Raw genomic sequence first — 17,797 nt, forward strand, 5'->3', positions numbered from 1 at the left:
ATGACCAGCCACGACAAGCGGACCAGCAGACCCAGCACAGCGGCGGCGCCGACTGCGCACAAGCGCTGGCCGTTCCCGCGCCGCACCATTGCCGGGCTGCTCGGCTCGGTCTCGATGGTGGCGATGCAGGTGCTCCCGGCGACGGGGCAGGTCGTGGCGGTGGCGGGCAGCGGCACCTCGGTGTCCGCCCCCTCCGGTGCCGTCACCGTCGAAACCAGCAACGTGCGCGGCTCCACCGCCTACAACCAGTTCGAATCCTTCAACGTCAACGACACGACCACGGTGGACCTGTTCCAGCCGGTCAATTCGACCGCGCTGGTCAACATCATCCGCAGTGGCGGCCCCTCGCAGATCGACGGCATAGTGAATGCGCGGGTCGGCATTCCGGGGGCCAGCGTGATCGGCGGCAATGTCTATTTCGTCAACGCCGACGGCTTCGTGGTGTCGAGCAGCGGTGTCATCAACGCCGGAAACCTGACCCTGACCACGCCCACCAGCGGCTTCGTCGATGACCTCACAGCCGAGGCCAACGGCGGCTCGGTGCTGGGCAACCCGACACAGACGCTCTTTGCCGGGGGCGAGCCGCTGAACGCGGCCTCCGAGATCCAGATGCTGGGCGAGATCAACGCCACCCGGCTCGACATGCGCGCGGGCCTGCGGATGATCGTGGACGGGCGCATCACGGTGCGCAGCAACACGTCCACCGGGCGGATCGACCCGGCCGTCAACGTCGAGGGCGTGCCCACGGCGGGCGGCGTGCAGATCGGCGCGGGCGGGGTGATCCGGCTGGTGTCGGGCGGGGCGATGCAGGTGCGCGGCCAGGTCAGCGCCAAGGCCGATACCGCGGGGACTTTTCCCCATGGCGGGCTGATCGAGGGCATTGCCGATGGCGACATGACCCTTGGCGCCAGCATCGACGTGAGCAATGGCGCGGGCGACGCGGGCTCGGTGATGATGTTCACCCGTGGCTCCGCGGTAATGGAGGCGGCACTCGATGTCACCGCCAGCTCCAGTGCCGGTTCGGGCGGCTTCTTTGCCCTGCGGGCCGTCGGCGACGTGACCGACGCCCAGGGCAACATCGACACCGGGGCAGGCGGCGAGAGCTTCCTGCTCGGCGAGAACGTGACCGTCTCCGGCGATCTGACGACGGGGGGCGGCTCGATCGGCATTCGCGGCCTGACCAAGGTGACAGTCGATACCGGCGCGGGCATTTCCACCCGTGGCCCCGGTGCGGCCGATGCCTTCACCGGCGCCCCCTCCACCGCTGCGGCGGGCGATCTGGTGATCTCCTCCCGCGAGATCGACGTGAAATCCGGCGCCACCCTGCGCGCCGACAGCGCCAGCGCCGACGGCGGCGGTTTCGTGGGCCTCATGGCGCGCAACACCAACACTGGCATCGCCTGGGCGATCAACCCCGAGTCCGAGGTGGCCAAGGTCACCATCAGCAGCGCCAGCATCATCGGCGGCACCGTTGTTGTGAGCGCGGTGGCCAAGGCCTCCAACAGCCTCGGCGCGATCGACGAGGCGGTCGAGGCGACGCAGGTGGAGGAGCTGGAAGGCGCCACCACAGAGGCGCAGTTCGAGCAGATGCTCGACGACACGCTGCTCACCGTCACCCAGGTCTTCGAGCGCGGCATCACCACCGTGAACGGTCTCGTGCCGGTGCAGGTGCAGGTGCTGAGTGCCGATGCCAGGGTGTCGATCACCGACAGCGAGATCACCGCCAACGGCAACTGGGACCCGATCAGCGCCAGCGTGCAGAACGAGACCCCGGAATATGCCGAAAACGGCTATCTCCAGAGCGATGGCCTGCGCGAAGACGAATACGAGTTTCTGGCCGCGAGCAGCTGGTTCGACGCGCTGCTGGGCGACAACGCCTACCAGATGCGCATCTCGCTCCCCACCGTCTTCGACGGCGCCAGCGACAGCCTCGTGATCCACAGCCACGCCGAAACGGCGCTGAACATCTCGCCGCTGGCCTACGGGCTCGGCGTTGCCGTGGCCTCGACCGACACCAAGTCGCAGGTCGACATCACCAGCAGCGCTCTCACCACCGATGCCGGCAACGTCCGGCTCGGGGCGACGGCCACCGAGAACCACACCGTCAACATCGCGGCCAAGAAAATCGCCAATGGCGCCGCGGCCGTGGCGGTGACGGTGCGCAATCTCGCCAACCAGCTCGTGGTCGATGGCGGCTCGATCGACAGCGCCGGGCGGCTCGACGCCGGGGCCTTCACCGGGCGCACCCTCTCGACCAGCACCGTGGCCAACTCCGGCGCCGAGGGGCGGCTGGCGGTGGCCGTGGTGGTCGATATCTCGCAGGGGCTGACCGAGGCCGCGCTCGGCGGCACCATCGTCACCGGCGATGCGGTCGATCTCGATGCCGAGACCCTGTTCTTCGACGTCACCCACAATACCAGCGCCACCATGGGCCTTGCCAATGTGCAGCGCGCCATCGCCAACCACCGCAACAGCAACAACAGCGTCACCAGCTTTACCAACGCGCTGCGAAACAGCTCCTCCGGCAGCACCCCCGACCCCAACCGCGCGGCGCATTTCGGTCTTGGCGTGGCGGTCAACGTGCAGCTGAGCGAAGACACCACCCGCGCGACCCTCGGCGGCAGCTACCACGATTTCGACGATCACTCGGTGATGCTCGATCTCGACCCCACCAGCGTGACCGCCACCGGCAGCGCGGTGACGGTGAACTCGGCCTACCGCTTTGCCGATCGTGGCTCGGAAGGGGGCGGTGGCTTTACCCGTTCGACCTCCGCCGCCTTCGGCAAGCTGACCCGCGCGCTTCAGTACATGGTGGAGCGCCACAACGCGGCCAATCCGAACAACAGGGTAACCGAAGACGAGCTGCTCGGGCGCTTCTCCAATGCGCTCATGCTGAACGTTTCGGTGTCCTCCATGGTGGGCAACACCATTGCCGAGATCGGGGCCAATGCCACGATCAACGCCGGCTCGCTCGACGTCAACGCGCTCACCCGCTACCCCAACACCAACCCGGTGCAGTCGCTCATCAACCAGTGGGACACCTATGTCGATCAGGTGACGAACTATTCCCCGGTCTCCGATGCAGGCGCCCCCAACCCGCCCGAGCCCGCCGCACCGCCCGCGCCCGACCTCGCCGGCTTCATCGACATCGTGAACCCGCTCACCTACCTGACGACCGACAGCAAGGCCAAGGGCGAGGCGCCGGTGGCCGGCGACAGGGTGGTTGTGCCGGGCGAAGAGCAGCAGCTCGCCATCGGCCTGACGCTCACCTATTTCAACACCGACAACACCACCGAGGCGGTGATCCGCGACGGGGCGCAGGTGACGCTTGCGAGTGAGGCCAGCGTGACGGCGCTGCAGGAATCGCTGTTCCTGCATGTCACCAACCTGCCCAAGAAGAACCCGCTCGGCGGTTCGGCCAAGGTGAACGACTCCATCGGCGGCGGCATCCACTTCGGGCGCACCGTCAGCGATGTGAGCGCCGTGGTAGAATCCGGCGCCGCCGTCACCGTCACCGCGGGCGATCTCGACGTGACCGCCACCAACAGCAACATCGTCGCCAGCCTCGCCTATTCGGGCGGGCAGGGGGCCGACGTGGCGGTGAACGCATCCGTCGCGGCGCAGATCAACGAGGCAGATACCCTGGCCCGCATCGGCGAGGCCGCCACCATCAGCGCCGAAGACGTGCGCGTCACGGCCACGGACGACTCCGTCACATGGTCGAGCGCCGGGGCGATCACCGGCTCCGAGAACGTGGGCGTGGGCGCCTCGGGGGTGTTCAACTTCAACCGGCGCAACGTCTGGGCCGGGATCGGCCCGGCGGATCGCACGGCAACGCTCGCCGACGCCTCGCTCACCGTGATCGACGCCGCCACCCTCACCGTGCTGGCCGAGAACAATGCCATCGACATCGCCGTTGGCGTCGCGGGCACCAAGGTTGTGGGCAAGCCCGACCCCGAGCCCGAGCAGACCCCGCCGCCGAACGACGACGAGGATGACATGATCATCCCGAGCTGGCTGTTCGACGAAGACGAGAACGACGCCGCCACGGCGCAGCAGGACGTGAGCACGCCCCCCGACCAGGAGGGCAGCCAGCAGAAATCGGGCTGGGCCGTCTCCGGCGCGGCGGTGCTGAACCTGACGCTCGACAGCCAGACCTCCGCCGAGATCCTGACCAAGAACGAAATCACCCTGACCGGCGCCCTCGACGTGACCGCCCGCAGCAATGCGGTGAGCGTCAATGTCGGCGGGGCCGTTTCGGCCGGGCTCGGCTCGGGCAAGGACACCAACGCCCTCGCCGGGGCCTTTGCCATCCATGTCGAAGACCGCGAGCTGCGCAGCCGCATCGTGGGGGCCGAGATCAACGCCGGCGATGTCACGGTGAAGGCCGAAGACCTTGCCACCGTGGTCAATATCGCCGTTGGCGGGGCAGGGACGTCGCGCGGCGATATCGCCCTTGCCGGATCGGTGGCCTGGGCTCAGATCGGGGGCGAAACCACGGCCGAGCTGCTCGATGTCGAGCTGACCTCGGCCTCGCTCACGCTCGATGCCGACGACACCTCCACCACGGTCAGCGTCGGCGGCGCGGTGGGCGTGAACATGGATGCCACGCAGGGCTACGGCGTGGGCGTCGGCGTTGCGGTGAACAACATCAACCGAAGCGCGCTGGCCAAGGTCAGCGGCGCGGGCTCCGTCACCACCGGGGCGCTCAGCCTCACCGCCGACAGCACCCAGTCGATCTATGCCTTCGCCACCTCGGCGGGCGTCGGCAAGACCGGGCTTGCGGGCTCGATCTCGGTCAACACCATCACCGGCGGGGCCGATGCGCAGGTGCTCGGCACGGCGGGGGCCAACTTCGGCGTCAGCGCCGACAGCGTGCTGGTGGATGCGGGCGAGACCAACACCATCTTCGCCCTCGGCGGCGCGCTCGCGGGCGGGCGCAGCACCGCCGTTGGCGCGGCGATCACCGTCAACGTGGTGACGGCGGGCACCGAGGCCCGGCTCGATCATGCCATCGTCACCGGCAACACCGGCGACCTCGGCACCGTGGTCCTCGACAGCGACAGCGCCAGCACGATCACCACCATCGCGGTGGCCGGGGCGGCCGCGATCGACGGCAATGCCGCAGGCGTGGGCCTGTCGGTCAACGAGATCACCGCCGGAACGCTGGCCTCGCTCGAAGGCTCCAGCGTCACGGATGCCGCCTCGATCCTTGCCACCGCAGATGGCGGGCGCACGATCCGCAGCCTCGGCGGCGGGGCGGCGGTGTCGGGGCGCGGCGCGGCGGGGGTTGCGGCCACCGTCAACCTGCTGCTCGCCAACGACACCAAGGTCGTGCTCGATTCCGCCACCCTCTCGACCCGCGACGACGGGGCGCTCACCGCCACCGCCACGGCAACGGGCGAGATCGCCACCGCGGCGGTCGGCATTTCCGCCTCGCAGGACACCTCCATCGGCGGGGCCGTCACCGTGAACGTGACCACCGGGCAAACCGGCGTCTCGGCCACCGGGGCCGCGCTCACCGCAGCGGGCGCGCTCGCGCTCACCGCCACCGACAGCGCCACCATCTCCAGCCTCGCGGGCGGGGCGGCGATTTCGGCCGGGGGCAATGGCGTCGGCGGGGCCGTCGCGGCCAACTTCATCGCGCATGATACCAACGTGCTGGCCAATGGCAGCAGCCTCTCGGGCGAGGGCGTGACCCTCTCCGCCAGCAACACCGCGCTGCTGCAAAGCATGGCGGTCGGCCTCGCGGGGGGCAGCTCCAACGCCTTTGCCGGCTCCATCGCCATCGGCGACATCGGCAACACCACCCGCGCCCAGGCGGCGGGCGGCACGCTCACCGGCGGCAGCGGCGCCGTGGCCATCAGCGCCACCCGCACCGGCGATATCGACATCCTGTCGGGCAGCGCCGCCATCGGCGGCTCCAACGCGGTGGGCGCGGCGCTCACCATTGCCACGCTGCATGGCGGCGTCACCGCCGACCTCATCACCAGCGGCACCGTCACCGGTACCTCGCTCGACGTGACCGCCTCCAAGACCGGCACCATCGACGCGCTCGCCGTGGCGGGCGCGGTGGGCGCGGGCGGGGCAGGCGGCGCGGGCTCGCTGGTCTACACCCAGATCGGCCGCCCCGGCGCGATCGCTCCCTCGGTCGACCCGCTGCCCGGCGGCGATCCGGGCGAAGATCCCCTCGGCGACGGCCAGCAGGCCGTGGTCGATGCCCGCGACGAGGCCATCACCGACCTCGCCGACACGCTCACCGGCTCCACCTCCGTCACCTCGGGCGACCTCGCCCTTGCGCTCGACACCGATGACGTGGTGCGCGCCCGCGTCGAGCTGACCGGGGCCACCCCCTCGCTGCCCGCGCTCACCCTCACCACCATCGACACCGCCGAAACCCGCTCGCTTGCCGGTGCGGTCGGCGTTGGCGTGTCGTCGGCGGGCTTCGGTGCCGGGATCTCGGTCAACCTGCTCTTCGGCAAGGCCGAGGCCGAGCTGATCCTGCCCGCAGGCGAGATCACCACCATCGACGGCGCCGTGAACCTCGGCGTCACCCAGACCGGCGCGGTCTCGACGGCTGGCGTTGCCGCAGGCGGCGGCGGCTCGGTCGGCGGGGCCGGCTCGATCACCGTCAACGTGATGAACCGCCAGGCCTCCGCCCGGATCGCCGGGGCCTCCGCCGACGCGGACACAGCCCTCGTGACCGAGGGCAACGACGTGGCGCTCACCGTGACGCAGGGCGGCACGATCTCCTCGCTTGCAGGTTCGGTCGGCATAGGGGCCAACGCGGGCTTCGGCGGGGCCATCGCCGTCAACGTCATGTCCGACGACGGGGCGGCCACCATCGAAGACACCATCGTCTCCACCGCCGACAGCACCGCCGATATCACCTCGCCGCTCTCCGGGGCCGGCACGCTCTCGATCTCCGCCGACCAGACCATGACCCTCGAAACCCTCGCCGTCGCCGTTGCAGGCAGCGGCACCGGCGGCTCCTTTGCCGGCTCCATCGGGGTGAACATCGCAGATGGCGAGGTGTCTTCCACCCTGCGCCGCGCCACCGCGCGGGCCTCTGCCGTCACGGTCGAGGCCAGCGCCACGCCCACGCTCACCGGCATTGCCGGGGCGATCTCGGGCAGCGCCACGGTGGCCGCCGGGGTGGGCATCGTCACCAATGTCACCCGCCAGACCGTGCGGGCCGATGTCGACAGCTCCACCGTCCGCGCCATCGGCGCCGTGCAGGTGCTGGCCACCTCCACCGGCCACCTTTCGGGTAACGCGGTTTCGGGCGCGGCCTCGGGCACCGCCGCCGTCACCGGCTCGGGCATCGGCAACTCCGCCGAGAACACCGTCGAGGCGCTGGTGCGCGACACCGATACCGTCGCCTCCGGCCTCGACATCGGCAGCGACATCGCCACCTCCGGCTCGGTGCTGGTTGCGGCCAAGGGCAGCAACACCATCGCGCTGCTCGCGGGCACCGACGAAACGCCCGGGATCTCGGTCACCTTCGCCGGTGGCGGGGTGGCGGGCGTTGGCGCGTCGGTGACGGTCAACACACTGGCAAACAACGTGAAATCCGCCATCGAGGGCAATACCTCGGTGATCGGTCTCGGCTATACCGGCGTCGCGCATGACGGCGGGTTCCACTATGGCGTGACGGTCGCCGCCGATGCCGACAGCACGATCGACATGGTCACGGCCAATGGCGCGGTGGGCGGCGTGGCCGGTGTGGCGGCGCTGTTCAGCTTCAACCTGATCGACGACAGCGCCCGCGTGGTGATCGGCGAAACCGGCAACGGCACGCTGGTGCAGATCAACCCCGACGCCACCGGCCTCGCGGCCGAGATCGGCGTCGAAACCGCAGCCCCGCCGCAGGACACCCGGCTGCTGGCTTCCACCTCCGGCGAGGTCACCGCCGTGGTCGCCAACGTCGCCATCGGCGGCAAGGCGGGCGTGGGCGCGGGCTCCGGCAACACGCTGGCCACCAGCCTTGCCGAAGTGTCGGTGTCGGATGCGCTCATCGAAGCGCGCGACGACATCATCCTCGACAGCTCCGCCACGACCAACCTCGAGACCGTCACCCTCGGCCTCGCGGGCGGCTTCGTCGGCGTCTCGGCCAATGCCTCGGTCAACCGCATCGGGGCGCAGTCGCTTGTGACCCTCGATGGTGCGACACTGGAGGCGGGCGACGACCTGCGCATCGAAACCCTCGTCGACAGCGACAGCTTTGGCCTCACCGGCGCGGCGGCGGGCGGGGCGGTCGGCGCCTCCGGCGGCATCCAGGTCACGCTGTTCGACTCCACCTCCCGCGTCTCGGTGGGCGAGGGCGACAGCACCCGCACCGGCGGGCTCTCCTCGGGCGGCGCGATGGTGCTCGAGGCCGAATCCGACCTCACCGCCGATGGCAATGCCGTGTCGGGCGCCGTTGGTGGCGCGGCCCTTGCGCTGGCCGCCAACATCTCGCTGATCGAGGCCGAAACCGCCGTGAGCATCGGCGCCGACCAGGCCCTGACCTCGCAGGGCGCCATGACCCTGCGGGCCAAGGACACCGCGCTCATCACCTCGCTGGCCGGCTCGCTCGGCGGCGGGGCGCTCGGCGTCGGGGCCTCGCTCGATTACGTCAACTTCGCCGGCACCACCCGGGTGTCGATCGGGGAGGGCGCTCTGCTCGACGCAGACCCGGCAGCCGCCGGCCTCGCCAACCCGCTCGGCTCCACCCGGAACCTCACCATCGAGGCGCTCTCGCAGCGCGATGTCGACAGTGCGGTTGCCGCCATCGGCGCGGGCGGCATCTCCTTCTCCGGGGCGGTTTCCATCCTAGAGATGGGCGCCCTGGCGCAGGACGAGGAAGACGACAAGCGCGGCGAGTTCCTCGCCAACGCCCAGACCGAGCTGGATGCCGAGCAGGACGGCGACAGCGGCAAGACCGGCCACGAGAAGAAGAACACCTCCGGCCACCTCGTCACCCTCGCGGGCGGCGAGAGCAGCCAGAGCCGGATCGTCGCGTCCCGCCAGTCGATCGACCTGGTCGGCGCGCCGGGCGAGGACGTGGTGCAGGTGAGCGTGGCCGACAATGCCCAGCTCCTGAGCCGCGGCTCCATCGACATCGAGGCCTCCGCCACCACGGCGGCCAAGCAGGTCGCGGGCGGCGGCTCGGTCAGCCTCTTCGGCGGCGCCACCAGCGGCATCGCCGTGGCCAACCTCGCGACCGGCGCCACCGTGGAGATCGGCGAGAACACCCGCATCGCCGCCGACGGGCGCATCAGCCTGATGGCCAACAACGGCGAGATCACCGGGCGCGACATCATCGACAGCAAGGCCGCCACCCTGGCCGCCTCCGCCGGCTACAGCGCCGGGGTCGGCGTGTCGGTGGCCACGCTCTCGGGCCGCTCCGCCGTGTCGGTCGGCCAGGGCTCCGACATCACCGGCCTGACCCGCACCCGTGCCTCTCTCGTCGACCTCTCTGCCGATCGCAGCGGCACCGTCAGCACCAACACCTTCAACCTTTCGGTCTCTGCCGTGGGCGGCGTCGGCGTGGCGGTCTCCCATGCCAGCAACACCGGCGTTTCGGCCATCGAGCTGGGCACCGGGTCCGGCTCCGGCGATCTGCGCGTGCGCGCCCAAACCGTCGATGTGGCCACCTCCGACGCCTCCCGCGTGAGCGCGACGGGCGAGGGCAGCTCGGGCGGGATCGCCGCCGGGGTCAACTCGGTCATCATCACTGCCGACGGCGACAGCAGCGGACTTCTGACCGCGGTCAATACCGATATCGTCGGCGGCACCGTCACGCTGGCCAACGAAAGCTCCGCCTCCGCCTATGCCGAGGCGCGCGGCATCGCCATCGGCGCGGTCGCCATCGGGGCCGGGGTCGCGACCGCCAACATGGGCTTCACCCTCGACACCGACGTGAATGCCGAGATCGACGCCACCACCGTGACTCTGCGCACCCGGATCTCCAAGGGCACCTACGATCACGCCGTCGCCGTTGCCGCCTCCACCTCGGGTGGCCTGCTCGCGGGCAACGGGGCCGTGGCCTCGGCCTTTGCCCATTACGATGTGAGCGCGGCCTATTCCGGCACCTACACCGCCGGAAACACCCTGCGGATCGAGACCGGCGCCTCCGAGGTCACCACCAACGCCCACAGCACCGGCCGCGCCGGTGGCGCGGTGGCCATCGGCCTGACCATCGCCAAGGCCGGGCAGGATGCCTCCGCCGATGCCGCCGACCGGCTCGCCAGCGTGGCGGCCACGATCAACAACGCCACCCTCGGCGGCGATCAGGTGATCATCGACACCACCAACGCCCCCGACGCCTCGGCCTCCTCCGACTCCGGCTCGGGCGGCCTGGTCTCAGGCTCGGGCGCCGAAACCTACGTGACCCTCGACACCTCCACCAGCACCACGCTGGGCGACACCGGCACCGTGCGCGTCGAGGCCGATACGGTCCGCATTTCCACCGGCCAGTCGGCCGCGCTCGGCGGCAAGGTCAACACCGTCAGCGCCGCCGCCGTGGGCAAATCAGGCGCGCTTGCCGACACCGACTCGACCTCTGCGGTCACAACCCGCATCGGCGGCAATACCCGGATCGAGGCGGCCAACATCCAGCTTTCGGCCACCACCGCCGTCGATCGCCCGGAAGACGGGTTCAACATCACCTCCGGTTCCGGCGGCGCGCTGGATATCCCGGCGATGAAGAGCACCGTCAACGTCAGCGCCACCACCGACATGGCCATCGACAGCAACGCCCGCCTGACCCAGACCCTCGGGCAGGGCGGCAACCAGGTCTTCAACATCGGCACCTTCACCGACATGTCGCTGACCGACCGCCAGAAGCTCGATGCCGGTGGCGCCATCGCCATTCCGATCGGCAACAGCCGGGTCACGGTGGATCGCAACGATGCCACCGTCACCATCGGGGCGGCCACGATCACCAGCCTCGGCGACGTCACGATCTACTCCGGCGGCGATGCGGCGCTGAAGGCCGAGGTCGACAGCACGTCCTACGGCTTTGCCGGGGCGGCCACCGGCCAGTCCTACGCCACCTACAACGCCGACAACCGCGTGAAGGTCGGCAACGGGGCGAAGATCGAGGCGCTGAACGACATCCGCATCCAGGCCGGCTACAGCGCCGGGCAGGCGCAGTCGATCAACGTCGATGCCGAGACCCGGGTGTTCAACAAGACGGCGGTTCCGATCCCGACCGACCCGGTGGCCGATGCCGCGGCCCACACCACCTCCATCGTCGATATCCAGCTCGGCTCGGAGGTGGTCGCGGTGCGCGATGTCTACCTGCTGGCCGAAGAGGGCAGCCACACCGTGGTCGGCTACGGGCGCGGCAAGGATCTCTACCGCGAGGCGCTGGCCGAGGTCGGATCCGCGATCAGCGAGGCCTTCGGCGGCGAACCCGTCAGCCTCGATATCGAGAGCGGCAGCTCCACCAGCACTTCCAACGACGGCATCCTCGTCAACGGCTACGTCCGCGCCGGGTCGCGCAACCGCCAGATCCTGATCCTCGACGAGAACAACGAGCTTGCCAACGCCTCCACCGGCGACGGCTACACCGACGAGATGGCCGAGGGCATCACCTACACCGTCCGCGAGAACGTGCTGCTCACCAGCGAGATCCAGAGCCGGATCACCCTGCTGAACAACCTCATCGCTGACCCGACGCTCAGCCGGGATGCCGCCGCCGTCGCCGCCTGGACCGCCGAGCGCGACCAGCTCGCAGCCCGCGCCGCCACCCTGAGCGGCACGGCCGATTTCATCGACCTCGACGATATCATCGCCTCGGAAGGCAACATCATCCTGCGGGCCGATTACGTCCACGGCGAGAACTTCACCGGCACGCTGGATGCGCCGGGCGATGCGCGGATCATCGTCTATGCCGACAGCGATGCCTTCATCAACACCTCCAGCATGATCATCCCCGAGAACGCGGGCGGGCGGATCACCTTCAACGACGTCAACGTCACCACCCCCGCCGACATCGCCGCGCTCTCCGACCCGCTGCGCCCGGGCCCGAGCCAATACACCATGATCTCGGGCGACCAGGCCGGCGAGCCGCTGATCGAGGTGGTCACCTATGGCACCGGCTCGATCGTGGTGAACGGCAGCATCTACAACCCCGACGGCATCGCCCGTTTCACCTCCAACGACGGCGACCTCGACGTGCGGGGCGACATCTCGGCCAAGACCGTCCAGCTCAGCGCCGGGCGCGACTTCATCCAGGGCTTCACCCTCGGCTTCACCGAGGTCGATGGCGACCCGCGCGAGATCTACGAAGACTACTTCGAGAAGGTCGAGGACATTACCCGCACGGCCATCTTCTCGGGCTACAGCCTCGATGTGAACGAAGGCGAGGACTTCTCGGTTACCGTTGGCACCATCACCTTCCCGCTCGGCACGCTGCCCGACTTCGAGATCGCCCCGCGCCGCGGCCAGATCCGCGCCGGTCGCAACGTGTACATCTCCGCCGACAAGCTCAACATCAACGGCCTGATCCAGGCCGGCACCGGCAGCTACAATGTCGACATCGGCGCAGGGCTCGATGCCGATATCGCCGCCATGGGCCCGCTCAGTGGCTCGGTGCTGCTCTACGATCCCGCCGAGCCGGTGAACGACCTCGTCGTGCGCAACGACAACATCACCAGCAACGTGAAGATCGAATACGATCCCTTCGGCACCGATGCCGACGGCAACGTGACCGGCAAGATCGTGATCTCGCCGATGGTGGTGCAGGGCGGCATCGTCGAGCTGACCGGCGAGATCTTCTCGACCGGCGGCGGCGAGATCCGCTCGCTCGACGGCTTCGGCAAGGTCAACGTCACCAGCGCCTCGGCCCTGCCGATCGAGCTGGGCCGGGTCGACCTCGGCGAGGTCGGCGACCTGGGGCAGGGGCTCGAGGGAGTGGTGCGCATCACCGACACCTCGCGCCGGACCTCCAACAACGATTTCCTGATCACCGAGTTCCGCCGCATCGGCACCCAGTTCCGGCAGCTCGACAACGAGACCTTCGACACGCTCTCGCTCGACTTCAACGGCGATGACGTGGAAGATGCCACCCGCATCCTGCCGACCCGCCTCGTCGGCTCCAGCACCGCCAACGGCGGGCGCAGCGGCACCTACCTGCCGACCCAGAACGTAGATCTCGTCATCAACCGCGCCGAGTCTGTCAGCCAGACCTCGACCAAGACCCAGACCACCTTCTACTTCTGGGCGCCGCTGTCGGACTCCATCAAGTCGCGGGCCGGCAAGGTCAGCACCAAGGAGCTGGCGCCCTCCGTCAGCCCCGGCCTCAACGGCACCTACCTCGCCGCGCGGGATCCTTCGGCGACCTACACCTACCGCTTCGAGGGCGACCGCTACGCCAATTCGAGCGTCGACCAGAACTTCAACACCGACGACAAGCGCTTCCTCGGCATCGGCGATGTGGTCACGACATGGGAGACGGTGCACACCGCCACCCATCTCTACACCCACCGCCTGAAGGCCGACTACGGCGTGAAGATCAGCTTCGACGGCGCCGACACCGGCGGGCTGACCGTGGTGAACAAGGGCGGCATCGCGCTGACCGGCGCCGTCAACAACAGCGTCGGCGACAGCACGATCACCTCGCAGCAGGGCTCCGTCGTCACCTCCGACGCCTCGGTGCAGCTCACGCTCGGCAACCTCGACGTCAACGCGCTCGGTGGCCGGATCGCCGGGCTCTCCACCGCCTTCCGGGTGGACCAGAGCGCCGGCTCCGTGCTCAACGCCATCGCCCGCGACAGCATCAGCATCCGCGAACTCGACGGCGACATGACCGTGGGCGAAATCCGCACCACCGACCGCACCTCCGCCACCGGCACCGGCGTGAACGGGCAGGTCAAGCTGCAGGCCGAGGGCACGATCCTGGCCGAGAACGCCAGCTCGCTCGTCACCGGCTCCTCCATCGAGCTGCGCTCCACCGATGGCGGGATCGGCTCCGCCGGGCAGTCGCTGCGCATCCACGAGGACGGTGCCTCGCTCACGGCGCGCGCACGCAACGACATCTACATCGAGGAAACCGTGGGCGACCTCGGGCTGCGCACGGTCACCTCCGACACCGCCAGTGTCGAGCTGACGGCAAATGCCGGCGCGATCCTCGATCGCAACGACATCGAGCTGCGCGACAGTCGCACCGAGGCGGAGTTGGCCGAGCTCTGGCTCACCGACCTCGAGCTGGACGATGCCGACGCCTCGCAGCGCCGCGCGGCGCAAACCAATGCTCTGAAGCTGGAGCGCGAGCGCAGCTATCAGGAATACTGGGCCGCGCGCACCGCCGATGGCGGCGCGGCGCAGAGCTTCAGCCTCGATGCCGCCACGGCCCAGGCGCTGCTCGACGGCGGCTGGACCCAGGGCCAGCTCGACGCCTACATCGCCGAACGCGAGGCGCTCTATACCGCGTGGAACGCCGAGACCGACTTCGACTCCAACTTCGAATACACGCTGACCCTTCAGGATCAGGCCGATGTGACCGAAGGCATCGAATGGTCCCTCGACGAGCTGAACGAATGGGTCCGCGCCGGGCTGATCCGCGGCACCGGCGACACCAACGTGCGGATCGAAGACGCCAACGTGACCGCCGCAGGCGACATCACCCTGATCGCGCGCGACGCCGTGGGCGAGCTGCTCCCCGACTTCGTTCTCGGAAGTGACCGCGCCGAGAACCTGCGCGTGCTCTCCACCGCCGAGCGGGCCGATGTGATCATCGACAACGCCGCCGGCACCGTCACCGTCAAGCAGGCCGAAGACGTGAACTTCGCCTTCACCCGCGTCGACGTGAACGGCCATGCCGAGGGCAACCTGCGGGTCAGCTCCGCCGGGCAGGACATCTTCCTCGCCGCCGAAACCGCGGTGTCGATCGCCGATGTCACCACCACGGCCGACATCTCCATCCGCACCGACGGCGCGATGACCGACAACCGCGATGGCACCGCCGCCATCACAGGCTCCGCCATCATCGTCGAGAGCGGCAACACCGCCTCCATCGGCACCGATGACAGCCCGCTCACCTTCAACATCCACGCGGGCGGCTCGCTCATCGCCCGCTCGGGCGTCGACGTGAACGTTCATGCCATCGGCAACATGCCGGTGCAGGAAATCTTCGCGGGCGGCAACGCCCGGGTCACGGCGGTCGGGGCGATCACCGACGACGCCGCCACCGGCGCCGTCCGCATCCGCGCCGCCGACCTGCTGCTGAGCGGCGGCTCGGTCGGCACCGAGGCCGCGCCCATGGTGATCGAGATCACCGACGCCGAGAACGGCGCGCTCAATCTCACCACCACCACCGGCGACGCCTGGCTTCGCGCGCAGGGCGACCTGCGGCTCACCAGCGCCTCCATCGCCGGGGGCGGGGCCCTCGAAACCACCGGCCTGCTGTCCCTGCTCGGGGCCGATACCATCAGCTTCGGCCCCTCCGCCACGCTGGCCCTCATCACCCCGAGCGGCATCGACGTGAGCGCCGCCACCGGCCTCGACCTGAGCGGCGGTACCGTCGACTTCACCACCGGCGGCCCTGTGGCCGGGGGCGACAAGCGCCTCGTCACCGCGCTCACCGCGCTCTCCATCACCGCCACCGGCGATGCGGCGACGCCGGTGTTCATCGACGAGCGCGACGGCCTCGCCATCACCAGCGTCACCCAGACCCACGAAGATGCCGATACCGACATCATCGCGGGCGGCAGCGTGTCCATCGGCACCGTCGAGAGCGCGGCCGAGTTCCGCCTCCGCGCCGAGGCCGTCACCGAGGGCCGGATCGCGGCCGAGCGCACCGAGCTGGTCTCCACCGGCGAGATCGGCGCCACCTCGCGGATCGACGTGACGACCGGCAGCCTCTTTGCCAGCACCACCGATGGCTCGATCACCCTCGGCCTGCGCGATCGCGCCACCGAGATCGAGCAGATCACCGCAGGCGGCAGCGGCGCCGTGGATCTCATCTCCACCGATGCCCCGCTCACTCTGCTGGCCGGGCCGGGCATCACCACCGAGGGCGGCGCGATCACTGCGGCGCTCACCAGCCTGGAGGCGCGCGCCAACATCCTGTCGAACGGCGGCGCGATCACCTTTGGAACCCTTGGAGACTTCACCCAGGCCGCCGGCACGCGGCTCGATGCGGGCAGCGGCACCATCGACGCCACAATCGGTGCCGACATGGAGGTGGCGCAGCTCGTCACCACCAACGGCACCGCCAATGCCCTCAGCCTCACGGTCGACGGCACGCTCTCGGTCACAACCGGTCAGGGCGCCACCCAGCTCGTGGCCAACACCGATGGCGCGCTCACGACGCTCCGCCTCGGGGCGCTCGCGCCGGTCGGGCCGAACGGGCTTCAGATCCAGCTCGCCGAGCTGGACGCCATCGTCACCAATGGCGACACCCACCTCAACGAGGTCGACGGCATCACCCTGCGCTCGGTCGAAGGCACCGACGGGCTGATCGACATCTTCACCGGCGGCGACACCATCGTGCAGCGCCTTGTCGGCGCCGCCGATGCGCCGCTGATCGTGTCCTCCTCCGGCGGCAGCATCCGCGGCGACGACGCGGTGCTCTCCGGCGGCGACCTGCGGCTCTTCGCCTTCGGCGGGGCGCTGGCGGGCACGGCGGGCGATACCTTCACCGCCGATACCGCCGCGGGCACCACGCTGCACCTGCTGGCCCGCCACGACCTGCGCTACACCGAAACCGCGGGCGACCTGCGGGTGGGCTTCGCGCTCTCCGACACCGGCGACCTCGCGCTCAAGGCGCCCACCGGCGCCATGGAGCTCGGCGTGCTCGGCGCGGCGGGCGACCTCGCGCTGGAGGCGCAGGATCGCCTCAGCGTCAACATCATCGGCCGCGCCACCGTGGACCTCGCCGATGAGGTTGCCCTGCAACTGGTCGAACCGAGCTATTACGGCCTGCGCGAGGCGCAATCGCCCGACACGCTGTCGCTCACCGCCTTCAACACCGGCAGCGAGGTCTTCGGCGGGCTGGTCAATGCCAAGCAGAGCATCGACCTGCTGGGCGACCACCTCGACGTGCACCTCTACGACGCCACCGCGCCCGACGGGCTCGACCTCTTCATCACCGATGCGGCGGGCGACTTCGCCGATACGGTCGATGTGCAGTCCATCGGCGACGGGCCGGTGCTGTTCATGTCGGACTACTTCGAAAACGTCCGCCCGCGCCTCGTGGACCGCGAGTTCTCCGATGGCTGGCTCACGCTGACCTACGGCCGCATCGGCACCGGCCAGCTCACCCACGCAGGCCCCGCGCTGATCGGGCAGGATGTCACCATCGACGGCGATGTCTGGTTCCGCCAGCGCAGCTTCGACATGCTGGCACAGGTGGAGTACGACGAACTCTCCATCGAGGCCGACGTGCAGGTGCTGGCGATCAACGAGGGCGCCATGACCTTCGGGATGAGCGACGAGATCGTGCTCGTCACCCACGATCCGACCTCGCCGCTCGACGGCTCCGGCGGCTCGGTTCTGGTGCTCAACCGCCGCCTCGGCGGGGTCGACCTCAACGGCGGCCAGGGCTTCGGCTTCGGGGTCGGGGTGGACACCGACATTCTGGCCTTCCCCTTCACCTTCAAGGGCACCCGCCCGGGCGTGACCTACCCCGAGAACCTGCGCCAGATCGACGAGCAGCACGACAGCGAGGGCTTCTACCTGCCGGGCTTCATCACCGGCAACGCGCCCGACGAGAACGGCGATGTCTGCATCGTGCGCTACAGCCAGGAACCCTGCCTTGAGCTGTCGCTGAACATCGAGGACTGAGCCGGGCCACCCCCGCGTTGCC

At 69.5% G+C, this 17,797-nt stretch carries 1 protein-coding gene; it reads left to right on the forward strand.

Annotation, left to right across the window (positions count from 1 at the left end):
• Entirely contained in the window at positions 1 to 17,775 is a 17,775-nt protein-coding gene (locus tag GTH22_RS04420) for a leukotoxin LktA family filamentous adhesin (RefSeq protein WP_252943523.1), read from the forward strand.
• Positions 17,776 to 17,797 lie beyond the last annotated feature (22 nt).

This window comes from Oceanicola sp. 502str15 (assembly GCF_024105635.1).
Classification (GTDB): Bacteria; Pseudomonadota; Alphaproteobacteria; order Rhodobacterales; family Rhodobacteraceae; genus Vannielia.

What these genes read in the sequence shown, in the direction of transcription:
- GTH22_RS04420 (WP_252943523.1), top strand. Translation starts at nt 1, where the DNA reads ATGACCAGCCACGACAAGCGGACCAGCAGACCCAGCACAGCGGCGGCG.